Annotated in this window: 20 protein-coding genes; 12 read left to right on the top strand and 8 right to left on the bottom strand. The window is 57.9% G+C overall.

Going from position 1 to position 21,622, the window contains the following annotated elements:
* Positions 1–3 precede the first annotated feature (3 nt).
* Together tssB and tssA are read right to left on the bottom strand one after the other, a co-directional pair.
* A complete protein-coding gene (tssB, locus tag IE151_RS07685) occupies positions 4–519 on the bottom strand; it encodes a type VI secretion system contractile sheath small subunit (protein WP_189489404.1) in 516 nt (171 codons plus the stop codon).
* 68 nt (positions 520–587) lie between these two features.
* Positions 588–1,628 carry a type VI secretion system protein TssA gene (gene tssA, locus IE151_RS07680; protein ID WP_189489490.1) on the bottom strand — a complete coding sequence of 347 codons (1,041 nt, stop codon included), beginning with the start codon at positions 1,626–1,628 and terminating at the stop codon, positions 588–590.
* Positions 1,629–1,853: 225 nt separating this feature from the next.
* On the opposite strand from tssA, the gene tssH reads away from it, so the two are divergent.
* The 6 genes from tssH (at position 1,854) to IE151_RS07650 (ending at position 9,426) form a co-directional block, all read left to right on the top strand.
* Positions 1,854–4,619 (top strand): type VI secretion system ATPase TssH, encoded by a 2,766-nt coding sequence (tssH, locus tag IE151_RS07675; protein ID WP_189489403.1) that lies wholly within the window; start codon positions 1,854–1,856, stop codon positions 4,617–4,619.
* 44 nt (positions 4,620–4,663) lie between these two features.
* The gene (locus tag IE151_RS07670; RefSeq protein ID WP_189489402.1) at positions 4,664–5,134 is read left to right on the top strand and encodes an Hcp family type VI secretion system effector; all 471 of its coding nucleotides are present in this window, start codon (positions 4,664–4,666) and stop codon (positions 5,132–5,134) included.
* A 693-nt stretch (positions 5,135–5,827) separates the two neighbouring features.
* Complete coding sequence (locus tag IE151_RS07665) at positions 5,828–7,729, top strand: type VI secretion system Vgr family protein (protein WP_189489401.1); 1,902 nt, start codon at positions 5,828–5,830, stop codon at positions 7,727–7,729.
* Between the two features lie 4 nt (positions 7,730–7,733).
* Positions 7,734–8,036, top strand: a complete 303-nt coding sequence (locus IE151_RS07660) for a PAAR domain-containing protein (protein ID WP_189489400.1) — start codon at positions 7,734–7,736, stop codon at positions 8,034–8,036.
* Positions 8,037–8,271: 235 nt separating this feature from the next.
* Positions 8,272–8,844 carry an SMI1/KNR4 family protein gene (locus IE151_RS07655; protein ID WP_189489399.1) on the top strand — a complete coding sequence of 191 codons (573 nt, stop codon included), beginning with the start codon at positions 8,272–8,274 and terminating at the stop codon, positions 8,842–8,844.
* 147 nt (positions 8,845–8,991) lie between these two features.
* Positions 8,992–9,426: a hypothetical protein gene (locus IE151_RS07650; protein ID WP_189489398.1), complete on the top strand. Its 435-nt coding sequence runs from the start codon at positions 8,992–8,994 to the stop codon at positions 9,424–9,426.
* 374 nt (positions 9,427–9,800) lie between these two features.
* Here IE151_RS07650 and IE151_RS07645 read toward each other — a convergent pair whose 3' ends face one another.
* Positions 9,801–10,226 carry a SufE family protein gene (locus IE151_RS07645; protein ID WP_189489397.1) on the bottom strand — a complete coding sequence of 142 codons (426 nt, stop codon included), beginning with the start codon at positions 10,224–10,226 and terminating at the stop codon, positions 9,801–9,803.
* Positions 10,227–10,554: 328 nt separating this feature from the next.
* On the opposite strand from IE151_RS07645, the gene IE151_RS07640 reads away from it, so the two are divergent.
* From IE151_RS07640 to IE151_RS07630, 3 genes are all read left to right on the top strand, one after another.
* Positions 10,555–12,303, top strand: coding sequence for a sensor histidine kinase (locus tag IE151_RS07640; RefSeq protein ID WP_189489396.1), 1,749 nt, complete (start codon positions 10,555–10,557; stop codon positions 12,301–12,303).
* Positions 12,278–13,204 carry a peptidoglycan-binding protein gene (locus IE151_RS07635; protein WP_244636655.1) on the top strand — a complete coding sequence of 309 codons (927 nt, stop codon included), beginning with the start codon at positions 12,278–12,280 and terminating at the stop codon, positions 13,202–13,204. The genes IE151_RS07640 and IE151_RS07635 overlap by 26 nt, the downstream gene beginning before the upstream one ends.
* 65 nt (positions 13,205–13,269) lie before the next feature.
* Positions 13,270–13,665: a DUF1491 family protein gene (locus tag IE151_RS07630; protein WP_189489395.1), complete on the top strand. Its 396-nt coding sequence runs from the start codon at positions 13,270–13,272 to the stop codon at positions 13,663–13,665.
* 51 nt (positions 13,666–13,716) lie between these two features.
* On the opposite strand, the gene IE151_RS07625 is transcribed toward IE151_RS07630, so the two are convergent.
* Positions 13,717–13,872 carry a hypothetical protein gene (locus tag IE151_RS07625; protein ID WP_189489394.1) on the bottom strand — a complete coding sequence of 52 codons (156 nt, stop codon included), beginning with the start codon at positions 13,870–13,872 and terminating at the stop codon, positions 13,717–13,719.
* Between the two features lie 57 nt (positions 13,873–13,929).
* Between IE151_RS07625 and IE151_RS07620 the strand changes: the two genes are divergently transcribed.
* A complete protein-coding gene (locus IE151_RS07620) occupies positions 13,930–14,295 on the top strand; it encodes a hypothetical protein (RefSeq protein WP_189489393.1) in 366 nt (121 codons plus the stop codon).
* A 32-nt stretch (positions 14,296–14,327) separates the two neighbouring features.
* On the opposite strand, the gene IE151_RS07615 is transcribed toward IE151_RS07620, so the two are convergent.
* Positions 14,328–15,296 carry a hypothetical protein gene (locus tag IE151_RS07615; protein WP_189489392.1) on the bottom strand — a complete coding sequence of 323 codons (969 nt, stop codon included), beginning with the start codon at positions 15,294–15,296 and terminating at the stop codon, positions 14,328–14,330.
* A 534-nt stretch (positions 15,297–15,830) separates the two neighbouring features.
* Here IE151_RS07615 and IE151_RS07610 point away from each other — a divergent pair.
* A complete protein-coding gene (locus IE151_RS07610; protein ID WP_189489391.1) occupies positions 15,831–16,022 on the top strand; it encodes a hypothetical protein in 192 nt (63 codons plus the stop codon).
* 11 nt (positions 16,023–16,033) lie between these two features.
* Here the strand turns inward: IE151_RS07610 and IE151_RS07605 are convergent, their stop codons facing one another.
* Complete coding sequence (locus IE151_RS07605; RefSeq protein WP_189489390.1) at positions 16,034–16,633, bottom strand: hypothetical protein; 600 nt, start codon at positions 16,631–16,633, stop codon at positions 16,034–16,036.
* Positions 16,630–17,277, bottom strand: coding sequence for a DUF1214 domain-containing protein (locus tag IE151_RS07600; protein ID WP_189489389.1), 648 nt, complete (start codon positions 17,275–17,277; stop codon positions 16,630–16,632). The genes IE151_RS07605 and IE151_RS07600 overlap by 4 nt, the downstream gene beginning before the upstream one ends.
* Before the next feature lie 198 nt (positions 17,278–17,475).
* Between IE151_RS07600 and IE151_RS07595 the strand changes: the two genes are divergently transcribed.
* The gene (locus IE151_RS07595; RefSeq protein WP_189489388.1) at positions 17,476–18,369 is read left to right on the top strand and encodes a hypothetical protein; all 894 of its coding nucleotides are present in this window, start codon (positions 17,476–17,478) and stop codon (positions 18,367–18,369) included.
* 104 nt (positions 18,370–18,473) lie between these two features.
* On the opposite strand, the gene IE151_RS07590 is transcribed toward IE151_RS07595, so the two are convergent.
* Positions 18,474–20,687, bottom strand: a complete 2,214-nt coding sequence (locus IE151_RS07590; protein WP_189489387.1) for a transglycosylase domain-containing protein — start codon at positions 20,685–20,687, stop codon at positions 18,474–18,476.
* Positions 20,688–21,622 lie beyond the last annotated feature (935 nt).

Raw genomic sequence — 21,622 nt, 5'->3', positions numbered from 1 at the left:
GGTTCAGGCCGATGGCTTCTTGCCGATCGCTTCGAGCTGCTCTGAAAGCGCCGAAAGGTCAGCCTTGTTCTGGAGAACGTCTTCGAGGAGCTTTTCCAGCTCGTCTGAGCGATCGGCCTTGCTCAACAGGTCCCGCAGCTCGTTGCGTGCCTCCAGCAGCTTCTTCAGCGCCGGAACCTGACTGACGATGGCGCCCGGTTCGAAATCGTCCATGCTTTCGAACTTGAGATCGACGCTCATGCGTGTTCCGTCATCGGCCAGCGTATTGTCGACGGAAAGGTTGAGGCCCGGCGTCATGCGGCGCATCACCTCGTCAAAATTGTCGCGGTCGATCTGCACGAACTTGCGCTCGCCGAAAGGCTTGAGAGGGGCTGTCGGATTGCCCGAAAAGTCGCCCAGAACACCGACGACGAAAGGCAGCTCCTTCACCACCATCGCGCCTTCCGTCTCGACTTCGTACTTGATATGGACGCGGGGTTTGCGGACCCGCTCAAGTTTTTCATGCACGCTGGAAGCCATGGGTCATCTCCTTCTTCACAAGGCGCGGGAGCGCCATTTCGGTGTTGCGATCGTCTTGTCTGACAGGCTTATTCCGTTTCCGGCTTTGGCTGTATTCCCGCTGCGGTCAGTACCGCGTTGCGCGTATGCATTTCGGGCAGGAGTTCAGTCAGTAATTCGGCAAAATCCATGCGACCGCGGCGGACCAGCGTCTCGATGGAAAGCGCTACGGGCGAATGAGGCTCGTAGCGGCGAAAGTAACCCGCTATCGCGGCGAGCATCTCGAAGGCCTGTTCGCGCGACTGGATTTCGCCGCTGATACTGCGCACTGCCTTCGCTACGGAGGCGCTGCTCTCGGCGAGGGCCGTCGACGCCTGATCGGCAGCGGCGTCTTCAATCTCGGCAAAGCCGCCAATCGCGCGAATGGCGACGGCAATCTCCTGAAGAGTGTTGCGGATGTTCGAGCTGGATGGTGCCTGCGAGCCCGCCTGCGCATTGACCGCCGTCACGAACGCATCAAAGGCTTCCAGGCACCCAATTACCTCGCGCAGTCGCGCAGCCATCGCCTCACGCCCCGCATCATTGGCCGCTTCGAGCAGTTCTTCCCGTCGCTTCTCTTGCCCTTCGCGTTGCGCCAGCTGAAAATCCCACAGCGAAAACTGTGCAAAATTGCCGTTGGGTATCAGAGAAGTGAGACGGAGCGGCTGTATCAGCGTCCCTTCGCCACCCTCGCCATTCAAGCCGGCAAATGGCTGGAAGCGCTCTTCAGCCGCCTCGTCGACCGAATGAAGACTGTGGCCGTAATCGCTTATTAGTTGTGCGCTTTCCGAGTAAGTATTTCTTAAGCCTGAGAAGCCGGAAATACGTAATTGTGCTTCCATTAGCCATGCAAGCAATTCTATATCTTTGCTGTGATGGCCAAGTAATTGCAATGCGAGCGAACTTATATCTTTCCATCCAGGGGGTAGTGTGAAGGGTTCTTCAGGGCTTTGGCCGCGCTCCGCGCTGCGTGATGCATTTCTTAAATCTTTAATTTTGAAATATATTTCACGCGTAGACGATTGCGATCGAACATTCGTTCCACATGGGTGATCGCCATTAAGTGGAGATGAAATCGCCGCAACAGACATGATCAAGCATGAACCTTTTTACTGTAAAATAATATTTGTAATAGGACTGCGTTTGTATAATTTAATTGTCAACCGGTAAAATTTTCGTGCCATAACTATGTTTAATTTGGGTTCAATATATAACGTAATGTTATTTTAAGCCTGCTATTCAAGACGCATTAATCGCCTTTAGTTGTTCATTCAGGCCTAAGAAAATTGAATTTTCTAAGTAACGAGGGTCGCCGTATGGTGTATATAGATCTCAATCGTCTAATAAGAACGCTTGAGCCACGCCTGCGTGTATCCCTGGAACATGCGGCTTCACACGCGGCTCGCAATCGTAACGGCTCTGTCGAGGTTGCTCATTTTCTTCGATCTATACTTGATCAGGCTGAAAATACTTCGATTTTAGATAAACTTGATTTGAATCCGGAAGCACTGCGCACTGAACTTGATTTTGCCATTGGTGAGTTGGGACGAGATGAGGGCGCAAATCTTACACTGTCGCAAAATCTGCTTTCTCTCGCGCGGGAAGCCTGGCTTGTCGCGTCGCTTCAACATGGTCGCGACATCGTTTTTCTGGGTGATCTTCTCACCGCCCTGGTTTCGGACTCATCACTGCGGCTTCTGTCACGTGCGATCGCCCCAAGCCTGCGCGGGCTGGACATGCGCGCCCTGGAGGAAATGCAGGAGGAATCCGGTCGCCTGGCCAAGGAGGTGCAAGCGCCGATCGCGCATGGAGCTGCTGTTGCCGCTTTATCCAGCCCGGGCGATGAGGTTTTGCGGCTCTATACGCATGATCTGACAGCGCAAGCCCGCGATGGCAGGATCGATCCGGTCATCGGCCGTGAACGCGAGATGCGCCAGGTCATCGACGTGCTGATGCGGCGGCGTCAGAACAATCCGATTCTCGTTGGCGAGGCCGGGGTCGGGAAGACTGCTGTCGCCGAAGCGCTGGCGCTCGGCATTGTCGAAGGCGATGTGCCGGAAATGCTGCGCGACGTGCGCCTTCTCATGCTCGATTTAAGCCTGTTGCAGGCCGGAGCGGGCGTGAAGGGTGAATTCGAGCGCCGTCTTCATGGTGTTGTCGATGCCGTCAAGGCGAGCGTCGAACCCATCATCCTGTTCATCGACGAGGCGCACGGCCTGATCGGGGCGGGTGGACATGCCGGACAGGGCGATGCGGCCAACATTCTAAAACCGGCGCTGGCGCGCGGTGAACTGCGAACCATCGCCGCTACCACCTGGAGCGAGTATAAGCGCTATTTCGAGAAAGATGCCGCGCTTACCAGGCGGTTCCAGGTCGTTCACGTCAACGAGCCGGACGAAGAGACCGCCATTCGCATGTTGCGGGGCATCGCCGATCGTTTCGAACGACATCATAAGGTGCGCATACGCGATGACGCTCTTGCGGCCGCCGTTCAACTTTCTGCGCGCTACATTCCGGCGCGCCAATTGCCCGACAAGGCGATCAGCCTTATGGACACGGCTGCCGCGGCCGTGGCGCTCGCGCGCCAGACTACACCCGCAGCGCTGGCAAATCTTCGGTCCGAACGCACCATGTTGGCTCGTGAGGCGGAATCATTACGCCGTGAGCCGCTGACGCCTGCAATCGATGAGCGTCTTGAGGCTATCAAGGCGAGGGAGACGCAGCTCGCCACCGAGCAGAAAGCTGTCGAAATCCGCCTTGACGCTGAGTTGCGTCTGGTGCGGGAAGCCGATCGCTTCGAAGAAGCTTTTTCGCCACGTGCGGATATTGCAGCTGGCAATATTGCCGCGGTTCCTTCCGAAAAGGTCGATCCGCAGGACACAGGCGAACAGGCACGCAAGGCCTATGCCGCAACCGAGAAGAAGCGAGGCAAGGTGGCGGGCGAAGCTGCGCTGGTGCCGCGCGTCGTCGATCGCGAGGTGATTGCCGCGGTGGTCGCCCGCTGGACCGGTATTCCGGTCGGTAAACTTCTTTCCGATCAGGTGGCTGCCGCCAAGACGCTCGATGCGCGCCTCAAGGAGCGCGTTATCGGCCAGGACAGGGCTCTGAAACATATCGCCGATGCAATGCGGGCGGCACGTGCGGGCCTCAATGATCCGCGCCGTCCTCCGGCGGTATTTTTGTTCGTTGGCATGTCCGGCACCGGCAAGACCGAAACGGCTCTGGCGCTGGCGGACATGCTTTATGGCGGCACGCAATACCTCACGACGATCAACATGTCGGAGTTCAAGGAGGAGCATAAGGTTTCCATGCTGCTCGGCTCGCCTCCCGGCTATGTCGGTTATGGCGAGGGCGGCGTGCTGACGGAAGCAGTGCGTCGGCGCCCCTATGGCGTTCTGCTGCTAGACGAGATCGACAAGGCGCACGCGGGCGTTCAGGAAATCTTCTACCAGGTGTTTGACAAGGGCACGTTGCGCGATGGCGAAGGACGCGACATCGATTTCAAGAACACGACCATCGTGATGACCGCGAATACAGGTTCGGAGCTTCTGGCGAGTCTGGCTGCCGACCCCGACACCATGCCTGAGGGCGCGGCGCTGGAAGCCATGCTGCTGCCCGAGCTGCAGAAGGCGTTCAAGCCTGCCTTCGTCGGGCGCACCACGGTTCTGCCCTTCATGCCGCTGACGGCGCGAACGCTGGCCGGTATCGTCGATATCCAGATCGAGCGCATTCGCAGCCGCGTCGCCGCGACGTATGGCGCGTCCCTTCATTTAAGCCAAGCTGCACGCGATGCGCTGGTGGCGCGTGCAGGCACCAGCGAAATGGGTGCGCGCGTCATCGAGGTGATGATCGCTCGCGATCTTCTGCCGGTGCTCTCCACCTTTTTTCTCGATGCCCTGGCTGACCAGCGAAAGGTCACCGGCATCGCCATCGAATTCGGCAAGGACGGTTTCGCAATTACGGAGCCGCTCAATGCCGCAAACGCATCCGCCCGATCTTCGAGAGAGGTGGCGGATAAAGCAGACCCGGCAGGCCATAAAACTGTCCGGATGCAGAAGACCCGAAAGGCCCATACGCCCTGACAGCGACAGGGCGAACCCTCAACTTTGAATAAGGAAATTAGAGAATGGCAATTTACCTGAAGATTCCGGGCATCACTGGCGACGTTACGGAGCAGGCACATAAGGGCTGGATCGAAATCAACAACTTCCAGCTCGGCATTCACCGTTACATCCACACGGAAGTCGGTCGTGCTTCGAACCGTGAGGGCGCTCATGCGCATGTGGATGAAATCACCTTCAACAAGGTCGTCGATTCCGCCAGCCCGCAGCTGGCCCAGAAGGCGCTCAAGGGCGGTAATGGCGATACCGTCCAGATACACTTTGTCAATGTCGACGGAACCTATGAAGAGTTCACGCTCACCAACGCGCTGATCTCCAACTTCGTGAAGCAGTCGGCCGATGGCACCTCTTCGCAGGAGCATATCAGCCTGAATTTCACAAAGATCGAAATGTCTTACACGCCGCGTACCGCGGACAACGCAAACGGTTCGAAGGTCCGCACGACCTACAACCTCGAAGACGCAAAAGTCGCCTAAGCTCATCAAGAGCCCGAGACTGGCGTTCGCGCCAGTCTCTCGCCTGTGTCTCACTGGTAGGTGAGGAAGCGGCCTGGCATTCGGTCGAATCCCTCGGGCAGGCCGGTGATATCGGCTTTGCTTGCGAGGAGCTATGCCGGGTTTCAACATTACGACGGAGCGCTTCGTGTGCATCCGGCGAATGAACGGGAGTTAAGACCATCCGCTCGCGTGGCGCGCGCAGCAAAAGCCGGTGCTGGGGCAGGAGCCTTCCGCACGGGCATCGAGGCGCTGAACGAATTGTCCGTCAAGGTCGGGACACGCAAGTGGCTCGAGGCGCACGAGACAAGGATCCTGTGCGAGATGGACGGCGCAACCACAGCGTTTCATCGTCAAGGTGAATTACGCACTTTTATCGCGGTTTCGATACGCGGACCTTTATGATCCGTTGCATCCATCTGCTTGGCACTTGCCAGATCTCGACCGCGTGCACGACATACTGACCGACACATTCCGTACGGTCCGCAGATTGATGAAACGCCGCCCAGGAACGCTGAGTGGCTCTATGCGCGTCTTATCGGGCAAAGGGCCTGATGCGCCGATGGCAGGCTTCCAGGTCGACGGCGCGTCAAGTGCCACTGGCGCGGATGGCTGCTTCCGGACGCATCGCGAGTTCTGTCTACGAAGGCTGGAAGCGAAGAACGAGAAACATAGATGAACCAATTTTTATCTGCCGGGAATTTTGTCCAGGCAAATCGTATTTTGAAGATCGATTCCCCCCTCGGCTCAGACATGCTGCTGCCGCAACAGATTCATATCGACGAAGGCGTATCCACGCTTTTTGAAATTCGCGCCGCAGTCCATGCGAAGGTCGAGAAGATGGAGGCCGAAAAGCTCGTCGGGCGTCTCGTAGATATTTCGCTTCTTGTTTCCAAGGAGGAATTCGGTGACGATATTCGCCGATCCTTCAACGGCTTCGTAACCGGTCTTGAGGAAGGCCCGATGCTTGGGCGCGGCTTGCGCAGCTATTCCATGACGCTTCGTCCGCAATTATGGCTTCTGTCACAGCGTTCGGATTGCCGTATCTGGATGGACAAGACGTCCCTCGACATTCTTGACACGCTGCTTTCCGAGCATGGGCTGCCTGCCGCCGACAAGTCAGGCGTTGTTTCGCCTCCGCCGGCGCAGCATTATTCGGTGCAATGGAACGAGACCGACCTCGATTATCTTATGCGTCGCTTCGAGGAGGACGGCCTGTTCTTCTGGTTCGAGCACGCTAAGGGCAGTCATAAGCTCGTCGTCGCCAATAGCGCGAGCGGCTGGAGGGGGGCATCGGCCTGCGCCCAGGGCAAAAGTCGCGTGCCTATCTCCCGTGGCTCTACCGCCGGGAGCCATATTGAAAGCTGGACGCGCAACTTCGCTTTCGTGCCGGGCAGCCGCAGCGGTGCCGATTGGAATTTCGAGACGCCCTCCACCATGCCGCTCGCGACGGTACCCTCTCTGGTGCAGATGCCCGAGGCTTCCAAACGCGAGCTTTATGAGTACCCGGCGCGCGTCTCCGATGTTGGCGCTGCCGAGCGGGCGCAGAAGTGGCGGATGCAGGCGAGCGAAGCCGATCACGAGCGGATCGCCGGCGCCTCCAGCGTGCGCTTCCTGGAGCCGGGTCGTCGTTTTACGCCGTGCGAGAAGGCGCATTCGGATCAGATATATGAGGAATATGTGATTGTCAGGATCGTGCACGAGATCAGTGACGGCTCGTATGATGCTGGCGGTCGGAACTGTTCCTATGCCAATCGCTTCGAGGCAGTGCCGTCTCGTGTCGCCTTGACGCCGCATCGCAAGACCAGGCGACCGCGCGTCCACGGTGCGCAGGTGGCAATCGTTGCCGGACCGGCGGGCGAGGAAATCGAGACCGACAGCTATGGCCGTATCAAGCTCTGGTTTCCCTGGGACCGGAAAGCCCGAAAGGACGGGTCCGATACGTGCTGGGTTCGCGTCGCGCAGAACTGGGCGGGGGCGGGCTTTGGCGGGCAGATCATCCCGCGCATTGGAATGGAGGTGATGTGCGCCTTCATCGACGGCGATCCGGATCGTCCGCTGGTGGTCGGAGCGGTGGCGAACGCCGGCAACGCCGTGCCATACGCGCTTCCTGCCAACAAGACGAAAAGCGCGTTCCGTACCCATACGCATAAGGGGCAGGGCTTCAACGAACTGAGCTTCGAAGACGAGAACGGTCGCGAGGAGATCTATTTGCACGCCCAGAAGGACCAGCGTCTGCATATCGGCAATGATCGCAAGAAACATGTCGAGAATGACCAAAGCGAGACCGTCGGGCGTAACAAGGGGACAGAGGTCGGCAAGAACCACGATGAAAACATTGGCAAGATCAAGACGTTGAAGGTCGGCGATCGCTATGAGGTCACGGTCGGAAAGTCGCGCCTCGTCATGTCGGCTGACGGAACCGTTCACGTTTCAGGGACAAAGATCAGCTTCGAGGCCGATCAGAGAATCGATCTTTCCGCCGCAAGCATCAATATCCGCGCCAAGGCCAATCTCAACATGAAGGCGAAGGGCATGAACATGCTGGCCTCCCTCATCAATATGGCAAAGGGCTAGGATCATGGGGCTTCCTGTTGCGCTGATCGGCCATAATCACATATGCCCCATGGTCGATCCGGGACCTGTGCCGAAGCCGCATGTGGGCGGTGCAATCGTGCAACCCATGCAGACCGTAGCAGTTGTCGGCGGCGTTCCGGTAGCAACGCTTGGGTCGCAATGCGCCTGCATGTCCCCGGCGCCGGACGCGATCGTCTCCGGCTCGACGCTTCTGATAATCGACGGAAAGCCTGCTGCGCGAATGGGAGATTCGACAGCGCATGGGGGCAAGGTCGCGCAAGGACTTGGATGGTTCTTCTGCGACTGAGTAAATCGGCACCTGATTGACCGAGGCCGTGCGCCTCGATGGCATGTCACGTTAGACGCGACCGACGCTGATGATGGCGAAGCGCAAAACGCTTTCGCGCCGGTCGCGTTTCTTGCCATTCCAAGCGTGGACGGCCATTTCCAAGATGGAACGGTTCGCAACTTCGCCAGTTCACGATTGTGCCACGTACCGTTCCTTTCGGTGCAGGATCCAAAACCGGTTATGGGAGGCGCACATGGATTTGAAAGCCATCAATCCCAAGCTTTACGATATGTGGATTGCTCAGAAAAAGCTCGGTCCAGGCTATTTCGAAGAAAGCACGGACGAAGATATAAAGGCTCTCGAAGGGGAAGTTAAAGCAGAGCTGCCTCAAGATTATAAGGAATTCCTGAAGGAGTATTCCACGGTTCTCGCGCGTATAGGCGATGGAGCCAACTATTTCACGATGACATACCAGGGCAAGGACGTCATCACCTGGGACGCGACGCTTATCCCGTGGGCGAAGCTGACACTTCTCGCCACTCGCACATTGAGAAAGACAATGGCGACAGACTCCACCGTCGGTCCGCGCATTCCCGCGGGGCTGGTGCCGTTGACTATCGACAATCAGTCGACATTGCTGATCGACATACGTGACGATGAATTCGGGAAGGTCTGGTATCTCCCGAAGATCAAGAGACAGACTTTCGGAACGAACGCCTATGATTGGAACGACATAGGCTTCGTTGCCTCGTCCTTCACGACATTTCTGAGCGAACTGGATACGAAAGAGGAACTAGTGGCGAAATACCGCTATCCGGTTCTCTGAGAGCGGATGGACACCGCGTGGGAGCGCGGTCGCGGGAGATGATCGGATGACGCTGTGCAAGATCAACTGAGGAAGAGGCGAAACCGGTTTTCCCTTTTAACGGAATTGCTCTATGCGTGGGTACGCTGAGCAACCAGGAGCGCATCGATGCAGGAACTGCCCAAGGATATCTATGAAAAGGTCACGGCGTTGTCCGAAGAGGGCGATGCGCTCGTCGAGGCTGGCGACGATGCCGGTGCAATTGCCGTCTGGCGCGCAGCTTTTGCGCTCCTGCCGCAACCGCAGGACCAGTGGGAGGCCGCAACCTGGCTGTTGGCCTCGATTGGCGAAGCGCAAGCCAACATGGGAGATGATGAAGAGGCGCTTGCCACGTTCGAGCGTGCTGCCAAGACCGAGGATGGCGTCTCCAACCCCTTTGTTCAGATCATGCTGGGCGCGCTTCTGTTCGATCTTGGGCGCGACGATGAGGCAACGGAGCCCCTGCTCAAGGCATACATGATGGAAGGCGATGAAATCTTCGAGGATTTTGGCCTCCAGTATCTGGAGCATTTGCAGGAACGCGGCCTGATCGAGGAATCGTAAGGCGCTGATTTTATAGGTCGAAGTGTGCTATGGAAAATGAGTGACGGGCGACTGCTCGCCCGCACTCTTTGTGATCATGCTGCTTCTGCTATGCGTGAGAACAGCCGCATGATCTTGCAAAACATTGCAAATACCTGGTCGCTTCAGAGGCCCGTGAATCTGCACATGGAGATGCCCTGAACATGACTGCTGGTGCCGGTGGGGTGGTGAGTTCTCAGACCGCTCTCGCGGAAGCGGACGCTCTGCCTGGCCGGATCACAGGTTGCGAGCTGTCATTCACCAGCGCCTCGGGACGAACGAAAGCAGTCATCGTCATGCAATCTGTGCCGCTTGCATGTGATGCTGAAGGGGATGGGTGCAAATTTGGGCGAAGGTCAGGCTGGCGTGGTTGCGATCGCGGCTTCGCTCTTGATGCGCTTTACCATGGAGCGCAGGCCATTGGCGCGCTGCGGGCTCAAATGCTCATCAAGGCCAAGTTCGCGCAATGTTGCCTCCGCGTCGATGTCGAGAATGCGGCTGGCGCGCTCTTCGGAAAAGAGGGCGAGAACGATGGCGACCAGACCGCGAACGATATGGGCGTCAGAATCACCGTCGAAGCGCAGGAGAGGGTCGGTGCCGTCGCCTACATACGTCTTGAGCCAGACCTGGCTGACGCAGCCGGGAACCTTATGGTCATCGTCGCGTGCATCTTCCGGATAAGGGGAAAGGTCCTGCCCGAGCTCGATGATATAGCGATAGCGGTCCTCCCAATCCTCTAGGAGAGAGAAGTCACTGCGGATTTCTTCGATACGGTCGCTCATGCGCCTCATATAAGGATTGCCCTGTCTGTCGTCACGAGAAAACAACAGACAATGGCCAACAAAAAACCGACAAAACCGACAAAACCGACAAGCCGGGGACGTGCCGGGCATCTCTGCGCATGAGCTGAAAAGCCATTCGGCTTTTCAGCCGAAACACACGTAAAATCCTTCGTTAACCATATTGCCAAAACTGAGCATTCGAAAAAGCTGCAATTGCGGGGTTTGTGCCCACATGGTTGCCGCGATCGTTCCACTTTTATCCTTTCCTTAAAGGTGCGGATGCGAGGGTGGGGACGTAAGACAGCGTTTCCGCAAGGATTGAGTTCGAGTGCCCCCAGTGTCATCGGTCATCGCCAAAATCGTCGCCGACAGACTGCTTCCAGCAGCCGCGCGTTTTTCCCGGTCGTTCGATCGGCTGGTTCACTTTTCCGTCAAGAGCGCGGAAGAGCGGCTGCGCCAATCGCGCCTGCTTGCCGGGCTCATGGTCGCGCCATTCATTCTATCCCCGGCTTTTGCTGCAAGCGTAGCGCAGGGCTCGTCGATCCAGGAAGTTACGGTTCTGTGCGGTGTTGCGTTCTGCGGCTTCTGGACTTGTGCGATTGCGCAGTCCCTTAGCGGTCGCCACAATTTGGGGCTGGTTTCCGGTCTCGCCATGTTCTCGCTGATGATCGGCATCGCGATGGCCCTTTCGGGGGGGCTTGCATCGCCATTGGCGCTGCTGCTTGCAATACCCTTCCTCGAGACACGCTGGATCGGCCGCACACGCGGCGACCTGAAACTTGCCGGGGCAGCCAGCCTGAGTGCCGCGATTGTTGCGATGATCGTGCAGCAGACGGGAGACTTCGCCGGTGGACCATCGATTTCGCAATGGATTGCGCCGCTGCTTTACGGGATGACGCTGGGAGGCCGGTTCATCCGTGGCGGCAAGGGGCATGTTGCGCCGACGGTCGATGTCGATCAGGTGGAAGAAGTGAAGCCTGCGCTTGAATTAAGCAGCCAGGGAGATGTCCTGGAGGAACGCGGCGAATGCGAGGGTGCCGCCGGTTTCCCGGCAGAGGGCCTTATGGGCAGGGGCCTGTTTGAACGGCTGCACGTCGCCGACCGCGTCGTCTTCCTGAAGGCCGTATCGGATGTGCACCTGGATGGGGAAACGCGTCCCCTGGAGCTGCGGGTTCATTCTTTCGATGGTACATTTCATACATTGGCATGTGATCTCGGCCGCGATGCAAACGGACGTCTCTGGCTGGAATTTGCTGCGGTAGATGCCATTGCCAGGCAAGTTGACATCGAAGATGGCGAAGGCGGGCGCAATAGCGCGCAGAACCGCTTCCTGGCGACTGTCAGCCATGAACTGCGCACGCCGCTCAACGCGATCATCGGTATGTCCGATATGCTAGCGCATGAAATTTGCGGCCCGCTCTCCAATGAGCGCCAGCGCGAATATGTTTCTCTGATCCGTCAATCCGGCGATCATCTTCTTTCCGTGGTCAACACCGTTCTCGAGGTCTCGAAGGTGGAATTCGGCGCCTATAGTCTCAAGGCGGAGCCTTTCGCCTTTGCCGATGTCGCCGAATTCTGCGCCCGCATGCTGGAAACGGAGGCGGGGAAGAAGAATGTGCATATCACGCTCGATCTCGCCGCCGACCTGCCGCAACTCGAAGCGGATCGCCGCGCGGTACAGCAGGTGCTGATCAATCTGGCCTGCAATGCGGTGAAATTCTGCCGCCAGAATGGCCATGTGACCATCGCCGCGCGCGCCTCCGGCTCTCATCTGGTGATCCGCATCAGCGATGACGGCATCGGCATCCCGGCCGACCGTATCGCCGAGCTTGGCCAGCCATTCACACAAGTCCACAGCAATGATATGCGCGAAGGCTCCGGTCTCGGTCTTGCTCTGGTCAAGGGCCTCGTCGGATTGCATAAGGGCACCGTGACGATCGACAGCGTGGTCGATCAGGGCACGACGGTGACCGTGACGCTGCCGCTGGAGGTTGCGACCGAGAGACCGATGGTATCGCAGGCGCAGACGAACGAAATGCAAGAGGAGACCCATGGCTCGCTCCGCAAAGCCGGCTAGGCGCAGGAAAAAGAAGAAGAATTCGCCGTTGATCGCGCGTATGGCGGGATGGGTCGGCAACTGGATTGCCAGCCACCCGGTTGCGGTGGGGGGCGCGACGGCGCTTGTCGTCTGTCTTTCTTTCGTTTCCGCCAACGCCGTCTGGTATCAGGGACAGTTCCATGAGGACGCGTTCTTTCGCACGCGCGACAATGCGCATTACAAGGCACCCGCCATCACCCGGCAGGAAAGCCTTGGCCGCAAGAACGACGCCACCACCTTCGTGATCGAGCGTCCGCAGGAAAAACGGGAGATCAATCCGGTCGAACGCGTACAGCGCGTACTGACCGATCTCGGACTTTACAACGGCTCGATCGATGGATTGGAAGGTGTTAGCACGCGCGAGGCTGTCTCGCGCTATCAACGTATCGTGGGGATGCCGGTGAGCGGCAAGGTGGACGACGCGCTGTTGAGCCAGCTAGGCATTGAACATGCAGCGCAGAGGCTGGCGTCGCAGCCCGCAGCGGCGCGTCCGCAGCAGAGCATCCCGCCACAGCCGCGCCAAGACCCGGAAGCGCCGGCGCGCGTGCAGACGGTGGCGCTGCCGCAGGAACGTCCGCAAATCCGACCGAATGCGGCGCCAACGCCGCCACGCGATATTACACAGACTGCATCCGTCCGGACGGATGAAAGCCTTCGACGCCCGCAGGCCGATCTCGGCGGCAGCGCCGAGCAACGCATCAGAAAGATCCAGAAGGGTCTTCGGGCCTTCGGTGCCGCAAATATCGAAGTCGATGGCAAGATGGGCGCCAAGACCAAGAACGCCATCCGAGAATTCCAGTCGCTTTTCGGCCTGAACGAGACGGGCGAGCCATCGCCGGATGTATTGAGCAAGATGCGAGAAATTGGTCTGGTGAGCTGAGGAATGCTTGCGATGGAAACTGACACGCCGGGATCATGGTTCTCGCGTCTGCCGGGCGCATCCTGATGCGAGTCACATCCGCTTTTTTCGTCTCGGCGCTGACGCGGCGCATCTTTTCCGACGGCGGCTTTGCTGCGGTCGTATCGCATGGTGCGGACGAGGCAGGCGCGATCTATTTTACCCTGCGCGATCGCATGGGGCAGGTGACGCTCTATGGCCCGGCGCCGCAAAGCGCCTATGACGAGCGAAAACCCGACGAACGCCTGTTCAGGCTGATGCTGAAGGAGGCCGAAGACGAAGCCGTCGAGGCAAAGCTTGCGCGCGAGCGGCGTTTCGACCCTGACGTCTGGGTGCTTGATGTCGAATTGGGATCAAAAGGCATTGACGATTACATTGCATTGGTGAAGGACAGCGACGCGGTTCAAGCGCGTGGCGACAGCCGGTCTTCCAATAATAAGTAATTGTTTTTTATGATTTTACCTGGCGACGTTCTCCTTAAGCGGAGTAACCGATCAATCCACAATATCGGTATTTCCTTGTTTCAATCCTTCGGGAAAGGCCCGTCCCAAATCGTACATGCCGCGCTTGCCGTTTCCGGCCAGTCGGTCATAGAAATGGATGGGCGGACCTTCGCCAGAAACGAGCTGGATGAGTTCGATGAGGTTCATGACGTTTTCCGTTGCCAGATAAGCCGCATAGCGCAAGGAGCGACGGAAGTTGCCTTAATGATCGAGAAGGGCGATCTCGCCTGCCGTTTCAAGGGCGATGGCATGAAGATCGGTTATCGAAGCGCCATCAGTCCTTCGCTGATCCGTTCTGTGCGGAGACGCAAAAATCTGGGTAGTGAAACGCTCGATACGCTGTTTTCCGACGGCGGATCATCGTATTTTTGTTCGGAGTTCGTCGTCCTGTGCTACCAGATCGCCATAGAACAGAATGCAATCCTGGGGGACCTTCGTACAAAGGCCATTGCAAAGACGTTCAACCTCGACAGCGCGTCCTACCTGCCATCCTATCTTTGGCAGGTGCTCCATCAGAGTCCTCATTTTCAGAAGATCGGGACGGTGCAGGCTGGCGAGCAGATCGCCTGATCAAACCCTCAACGCGGCTCCGTTACGACGGATCAGACGGATGAACGCTCCACCGCGAAATCGCGATCCAGAGGCGAGGGGATGGTAGTGCGGAGGCTGCCAGCGAAGGCCTTGAGGAGGGCAGTGGCCTCTTCCGGCCCGATAGCGGCATAGGTGCTGGCGAAGTTGCGGATATCCGCGGTCGAGTTGAACGCCTCGGGCAGGATGGCCGCAACAATAAAGAAAGCCTGCTCGACGGCGAGTTCGTGCTTTCGCAAACCGACCAGCATGGTGAAGGGATCGCGCGAGGTGGCGACACGGCGCGCTGTCGATAGGTCGATGCGGCCACGGGCCGCAAAGGCCGCAATGATTTGCGACGGGATGCCGGAAAGGGCAGCAGCGCGCAAAACGGCGAAGTCGGTGCGCGCCTGGGCGATGCCGTCGGGGCCTGCCGGCTTCATATAGCTGCGCAATTGCTCGCGCACGGCCTCGGCCTTTCCACCCGGAAGGGAGGCGGGCGCGAGCGGAGCTTGCATTTTTTCCGGAGCAGCAGGCTCGACTTCGATGGACAGAGCTTGCGCAATGGCCGGCTGCACGACAGCGGGAGCAGCCGTCAACGTGGCGATGAGATCACGAATCTGCGGATCGAGATCGGTCCGCGCCGCGATGACCTTGGCGTGGCCGAGGCCACGGCGACCGATGATAGTCAGAAAATCCATGGAAGAGAGCGCAACCGAGCGCAGTAAAAGCGGCGCACACACGTCGATAGGCTGGTTGCACAACAGGCGCAGAAGTCTTGGCGGCTGAGCGGTGCATTCCGATAGCATGGCGCACACATAAGCCAGCGTCGCCTTGGATGCACGCGGCACAAGCGGTCGCGCAAGATCGTCGAGCTGCGCGATCTCGTTTCGGGATGGACGCGGCAAGGCGCAGAACGCGCAAACGGCAGCCCTCAATATGCGGTCGGGACGGTCCCCTCGATCATTATTCACCGTAATGAACCTGAAGTCTTCGTTGACCACGATTACGCCCGAACAGATACAAGAGACACGTTGCGACCGAGAAGCCGCCTGAAACCAATCTTCCGGAACAGAAGGCTGCGCGCCATCCTCGATCCGAACATCGATGCCGATCCGCTGTCACGCTCTTGCAGGAGTGATGCCGCATCGGCTTCCTGACCCTAGACTGCCGTGGTTAACAGGTGGTGAAACGATGGCGCATCCGCTCTACCCCGAAAGCAGTTTCCACATATGAGAACCGCGGACAATGTGCAGTTATGCCTATGGGCTTCACGGGAAAATTAACGTTTCGTTAGTAGTGTCGGTAATACGGATGGAAAAAAGCTGTCGTCACGTCCTGTATGATCTGGTAAATTAGATTTTAGGCATTGGAGCAAATTGCGCTTCTAGCGCATCGTGCAGTCAGCCGACGCACAGTGATGCGCTATGATTCAGAATCTGCTGCATCGCACCTGTCGAGGATCATTCCGATTTTCGCGCCGATGCAGGAGAAGCGCGACCTAGCCGCTCCGAATGTCTCGGAAAAGGCGAAGTGTCATGGCAACGATTATCCAGTTCCTGCCTTCCAGATCCTGCAAGATTGTGCAGACGGGCAAGCACGTCTCTGCGGAGATCGTGATTTTCCCAGGCATTCGCTATGAGCGCTTTACCGACCAGAAGACCACTGCCGAACCCGTGAAGCGCCGTCGTTCGCGCAAGAAGTCGCTTCTGAAGGCGCAGCCGGAATAGACTGTGGCAGGTCAATCCTGCGGTGCAGCTTCCGACGTGGGGACGGGAAGAGGGGAGCAGTTCAAGCTCTCCAGCATGGAATTCGCATTTTCCGTCCAGCTTGCATCCGGCACATAGACACGCAGCACGGCAAAACGCGTTGTTTGCGCGATGGCAATGACGGGTGCTCGCTGATCAAGCGTCCCTCCATCGGCCTCGTCTTCGACCCGTGCGCGTGCAAAGCCATCACGTTGCGGCTGTGTACCGACCGCGACCTCAAATGCACTTTCCGTGGCAACGCGATCATTGAAGCTGTAGGTGACATGACCTTCCGCATCATAGGTGGTGACTGCCCAGTAGGGCACAGTGCCATGAGCGGACAGGGTGACGGCATCATCTTCGAGCGAAAAGCCGCATGCGGCAGCAAGGACAACCGGCGAGTGCGGCTCGAACACGCCGTTTTCCCCATCGGTGCCAAGTCGCGCCACTTCCCCGGGGGCGGGAATCGGGAAGGGGCTGAGTTCGTAGCGAATGGCCAGCGTGGGGGCGAGCAAAATCGCCCCTGCATGGAGGATACCCGCGCCGACGAGGCCGGCGAAAAGCCCATAGGCGGTGCTGCGCAAGAGGCTCATTGGCGATCTCCTGCGCAGGTCAGACGCGTGATAGTGGGCATGGTGGACTGCGCCAAGCCAAAATTGGCGCTGGCGGGCGTGTCGAAGAGGCTCAGCACCAGGCGCATCGGGCCTTCGCCCGAGATTCCCAGCCAGTTGCCGGACACGATGCGTGACGCAATGACAAGCGAGATCGTACCATTCTCGCCATATGTGGCATGATCGGAGACAAAGGATGGCGAAAGGCCAGCCGTGCGAATGACTGCACCCGCTTCATCCTGCGCGTTCAGCGACCAGAACCGGGCCTGCGGGAACTCCCCCTGGATGCGATAGCTGCATTGGCGCAGCAGGGCATGTCCGGCGCTATCCATATCGGCATAAAAGACCATGCCTTCCGCACGACCCGGAATGAGACGCCCCGCAACAGCGAGTTGCGCGCGCGCATAAGGTCCGGCATCGGGCGAACCGCGATCAGGGTAAGAATACCAGACGCCGTTGACGCGTCTTTCAAGTCCATAGCCGCGCTCAAGCGCGATCCATGCACTTCCAAGACCAAGAAAAATGGCCACAGTAAAGGCGATGAGGAAGGTGTAGAAGCGCAAATCGGATGCCTGTTTGAAGAACTGCGACGCATCGTGGATAGCGCAGGGGCACAGGAGGAGCAAGCGGAGCGCTCGAGTCCGGCGGGAAGATTACCCCGCCTTTACGAGGCGCACGTCGGAATTGCTCAAGCCGTATTATGGGAGCTGTTAATTGGCTTCAGGTGAATTTGAGTTTTATCGCGCGATTTCATGAAACACGTATAGAAATACAACTTATAATTGCAGAATATCTCTTTGGAAAATTCACCGGAGATAAACCGAATGTCTACCAAAGCCGTCAGGCCCGCCGCTGTGCGCGCCGTCAACCTGATTAAAAATCCCTCCTTCGAACTCGGAAGCGATGGACTGCCCCTTGACTGGACTGTTCTGCAGGTTACGGGCGGGGGAACGGCACCTGCAAAAGCCGACGACTTTCAAATAGTTGAGGATGATCAAGGAAGAAAAAACTACGTCGACAAGGATTATACGCGGCTTTCGCAAGATCTGGACCTAAGTCTCGATAAAAAATACAAGCTGGAAATCGGATTCAAGGATGTACTGAAGGACCGAAACCAGTGGGCTGCACACGGAGGTGTAACGCTCGGATTTAACAACGGGATCCATGAATTCTCCACCCGAGAGCAGGAATATCTCGTCGAATACACGATCCAACCGAGCGACACGAATTCCTATAAGATCGAAATCGGCAATCTTGATCACTACCGGGCCCACCATTTTACCATTACGTCCATTTCGCTGGTCGAAATCATCGAATTCGGCGAGGAATTGATCCTGAACGGCGATTTCATCAATGCCTCCGAGCACTGGGTCGCGAGTGCACCTGACACCTATCGTTTCCTGTCGGGCGATGGAAAATCATTCCTGGAGGTTCGCACCGTCGAAGTGATCGCCAGTCAAGAGTTCCAGGTAGAGGATGCCGGTCTTTATAATGTTGCCGTCGATCTCAGCCACAATGAGCAGGGAACAGCACCAGATGCGGCATTTGTGCAATTGAATGATGGCCAGTACAGGCTGCCGCTCGCGGCAACGAAAAGCAGCGGCTCATTTTCCGGCGATTTTGCGCTCTCACCTGGTGTGAACAAGCTTGAAATCGTCGTTCCGGCTGGCTTCAAGCGGATCGAAGTGGACAAGATCTCGGTTCGCGCCCGGCTTTAGTTGCAATAGGTGCGGCGCGCGCGCAGCGCGAAACACAGGGAAGCATCGGCCCGAATCAGATCGGGCCGACGTTTCAGGACAGAGATCAGGCTAGATGCGCGGCGCTATCGCCGCATGGTTTCTTCCGCTACAGCCGATAGGCGCTCCGGCCCCTTGATCGTCTTTGCGTTAGCCGCAATCGGTTGCGGCGCGGCGAGCAGGCGAATCTGAAGATCGGTGAGCGCGCCATTCATTTCCACCGTGAGACGCGACGGCATGGCGGCGGGCCGGGAGGTCTCCGCATTGGCCTCGGCGAGCTTCTGTTGCTCGGCATGCGCCTTGGCCACAGCCTCCGGGCTGAGGAACGGGTTCTCGACACCTGGAATGGGACGAAGTTCGACGCCTTGATGCGCATAGGCCATGACACGCTGCCAGACCATGGCGGGGACCGTGCCGCCGGTCATGTCCTTGGTCGGGGAAAAGTCGTCATTACCGATCCAGACAGCGGTGGTGTAATTGCCGGTATAGCCTACGTACCAGGCGTCGCGATAAGCCTGCGTCGTGCCCGTTTTGCTGGCTGAGCGGATACCGGGAAGGGCGCCGCGTCGGCCGGTGCCACGTTCGGGATTTTGCACCATGATGGAATTCATCGACGCCACGGCCTGCTCGGAAAGCACTTGCGTGGGCACGTGGTTGGCGCGGCCGCGATCATAGATCACTTGGCCATGATGCGAGGTGAGGCGCATGATGGCGTGGCGCGTGCCGGAATAGCCGCCATTGGCAAAAACATTATAACCGGTCGCCTGATCAAGCACTGTCATGCCCGACGTGCCGAGCACCATCGTCTTGTGCGTGCTTAGTTCGGACTCAACCCCCATGGCATGCGCCAGCGCGACGACTGGCGCGGTGGTGAGTTTTTCCTTCACGAGGCGCACCGGCACCGTGTTGATGGAACGCAAAAGGGCGGTTTCCAGCGTCATGCGCCCGGAGAAGGAGCGCCCGTAATTCTTCGGCGACCAGTTGCCCCACGAGATCGGCCCGTCCGATACAAGGGTCTGGGGCGTCATGCCGCGCTCCATGGCAAGCGCATATATATAAGGTTTGAACGAGGAGCCCGGCTGGCGCGACGCCCTGGTGGCGCGGTTGAACTGGCTTTCGCCATAATCGCGCCCGCCGACCATGGCGCGCACGGCGCCATCCGATTCCAGCGTCACGATGGCCCCCTGGCTCGCATGCATGTCCTTGCCGAACTTGCGCAGGTGGAATTCGAGCGACTCCTCGGCCGCTTGCTGGATGTTCATGTCGATGGTGGTTTGAGCCACCAGCGAATGCACCGGCGAATTCCTGGCGATTCGGCGCACTTCCTCGAACGCCCAGTCGAGGAAGTAATCAGGACTCTTGATCTTGGCGCGGTCGATGGTTGCCGCCGGGTTGAGACGGGCGGGCAATACCAGCCCCTCCGACATGAAACCGGCTTCCACCATGTTGCTCAACACGACATTGGCGCGTGCCCGCGCTGCCGGAAGATCGAGATGCGGCGCATATTTTGTGGGAGCCTTGAAGAGGCCGGCAAGCATGGCCGCCTCCGCAAGCGTGACGTCACGAATGTCCTTGCCGAAGTAGAAATTGGCCGCCGCATTGATCCCGAAAGTGCCGCCGCCCATATAGGCCCGGTCAAGATAAAGCTGGAGAATTTCCCTCTTCGACAGATTGCTTTCCAGCCAGAGAGCAAGAAAAGCCTCGCGGATCTTTCGCTCGATCGTACGTTCGTTGGACAGAAACAGGTTCTTGGCAAGCTGCTGGGTCAGCGTCGAACCGCCCTGAACAACGCCCTGGGCGCGGACATTTTCGCTGAGTGCTCGGAAAAGGCCAAGGAAATCAATCCCGAAATGCTCAAAAAAGCGTCGATCCTCGGTGGCGAGAACTGCCTGAATGACATGATCCGGCATATCCTCGACGGTGACGGAATCACGTTGCAGCAGCCCGCGCTGGCCAATCTCATTGCCGTAGCGATCAAGAAAGGTGACAGCGAAATCATCCTGGGCGCGCCAGTTGCCCTTGGTATCCTCAAAGGCCGGCATTGCAAGCGCAAGAAGCGCCACCGAACCCACTGCACCAAGTGTCATGCCTTCGCCGAGAATCTCGAAGACGCCACGTCGCCAGCCGGTGAAACGGAAGCGGCGGAAGAAGATGATGGCGCGTTCCCACCGATCTGCGAGCGTGAAGCCGAGATTGTAGAGTGCGGAATCCAGCGCGGCATCCAGCGCAAGGAGATTGCGAGAGATGGCATTGCGAGACCGGACGGCGCGACGCGCCTTTCTGTTCCTGCGCCAGAACATCGACTAAAACTCTCACCGATCATGTACTACACCGCAACGAAGCGCCGATAAAGGAGTTCCGTCGCCTCACGCTTTCGCCTTGACCAGTTGCCTGAGGCGAATTGTTCGGGGAAAGAGCGCGCAATAAAGAGCGCAGGCGCCCGGCAGGCGACATGCGATCCGGAATTTTTTCGCGCTGGACTCTCCTCCGTCTCAAGTCTGTGTTTCTGAAAGGAATTTCCGACGCATGGCTGCGCAGGGACCCTTGGAGAGACTATCGACTTGCTTGCATATTGTCGACGAAATTGAACCAAAGGCAAGTCAAATGCGGGTCATCACACAATGTTTGCTGATCACAGTTACTAATATGAGACTCTTCTTGTAGGCAGGCTGCCCGGGTTGGAGGTGGGTAGCAATGAAAATCTTATGTATATTTAGTATTTAGTAATATAAAAAGAATATCACGGTTAAAAAATCGATATCCTTAAATATAGTGTTGACACCGTTACGGTGATTTGCTAGAAACCTCCATAATGGGAAAGCCTGCCTAGTTGTCATGCAGTGCGGCAGAGTTGTGCGTCGAAAGGCGTATGCGGGATGCTTTGGCGCATTATGCTAGCTGTTCAGAGAAGTCCAGAGATCGGTCGGTCCAAATCTCTGTCGCCAGCGTAATCTCGTCGGCGCTTCTTTCTTAAATTCAAACACTTCAGACGTGTCGCCACAGCTGCGACAGGCTTGCAAGAAACTTCCTTGCAGCCGTCGCACTCGCATCCACGAGGCACGGTGCTCATTGTTTCACGGCTGGTGACGGTCTGCCGTGCATTGCGCGGATAGCGCTTTAGCTGGTCCACTCGCTTGCAGGTTCGTGCGCGGGACTGGCAGCAATGTGTCGGCCGATGTCATGAGGCGGGGAGGCGGGGAGGCGATGGCGATCCCCGGCTCGCCGCCAAGGGCTG

Origin of the sequence: Limoniibacter endophyticus (assembly GCF_014652835.1) — a bacterium.
GTDB lineage: Bacteria > Pseudomonadota > Alphaproteobacteria > Rhizobiales > Rhizobiaceae > Limoniibacter > Limoniibacter endophyticus.
Note: the sequence above shows the minus strand (reverse complement) of the source record. Positions and strands in the feature narration are given on the sequence as shown.

Coding starts and splice junctions, on each gene's coding strand:
- tssB (WP_189489404.1), bottom strand. CDS start 519: ATGGCTTCCAGCGTGCATGAAAAACTTGAGCGGGTCCGCAAACCCCGC.
- tssA (WP_189489490.1), bottom strand. CDS start 1,628: ATGTCTGTTGCGGCGATTTCATCTCCACTTAATGGCGATCACCCATGT.
- tssH (WP_189489403.1), top strand. CDS start 1,854: ATGGTGTATATAGATCTCAATCGTCTAATAAGAACGCTTGAGCCACGC.
- IE151_RS07670 (WP_189489402.1), top strand. CDS start 4,664: ATGGCAATTTACCTGAAGATTCCGGGCATCACTGGCGACGTTACGGAG.
- IE151_RS07665 (WP_189489401.1), top strand. CDS start 5,828: ATGAACCAATTTTTATCTGCCGGGAATTTTGTCCAGGCAAATCGTATT.
- IE151_RS07660 (WP_189489400.1), top strand. CDS start 7,734: ATGGGGCTTCCTGTTGCGCTGATCGGCCATAATCACATATGCCCCATG.
- IE151_RS07655 (WP_189489399.1), top strand. CDS start 8,272: ATGGATTTGAAAGCCATCAATCCCAAGCTTTACGATATGTGGATTGCT.
- IE151_RS07650 (WP_189489398.1), top strand. CDS start 8,992: ATGCAGGAACTGCCCAAGGATATCTATGAAAAGGTCACGGCGTTGTCC.
- IE151_RS07645 (WP_189489397.1), bottom strand. CDS start 10,226: ATGAGCGACCGTATCGAAGAAATCCGCAGTGACTTCTCTCTCCTAGAG.
- IE151_RS07635 (WP_244636655.1), top strand. CDS start 12,278: ATGGCTCGCTCCGCAAAGCCGGCTAGGCGCAGGAAAAAGAAGAAGAAT.
- IE151_RS07630 (WP_189489395.1), top strand. CDS start 13,270: ATGCGAGTCACATCCGCTTTTTTCGTCTCGGCGCTGACGCGGCGCATC.
- IE151_RS07625 (WP_189489394.1), bottom strand. CDS start 13,872: ATGAACCTCATCGAACTCATCCAGCTCGTTTCTGGCGAAGGTCCGCCC.
- IE151_RS07620 (WP_189489393.1), top strand. CDS start 13,930: ATGATCGAGAAGGGCGATCTCGCCTGCCGTTTCAAGGGCGATGGCATG.
- IE151_RS07610 (WP_189489391.1), top strand. CDS start 15,831: ATGGCAACGATTATCCAGTTCCTGCCTTCCAGATCCTGCAAGATTGTG.
- IE151_RS07605 (WP_189489390.1), bottom strand. CDS start 16,633: ATGAGCCTCTTGCGCAGCACCGCCTATGGGCTTTTCGCCGGCCTCGTC.
- IE151_RS07595 (WP_189489388.1), top strand. CDS start 17,476: ATGTCTACCAAAGCCGTCAGGCCCGCCGCTGTGCGCGCCGTCAACCTG.
- IE151_RS07590 (WP_189489387.1), bottom strand. CDS start 20,687: ATGTTCTGGCGCAGGAACAGAAAGGCGCGTCGCGCCGTCCGGTCTCGC.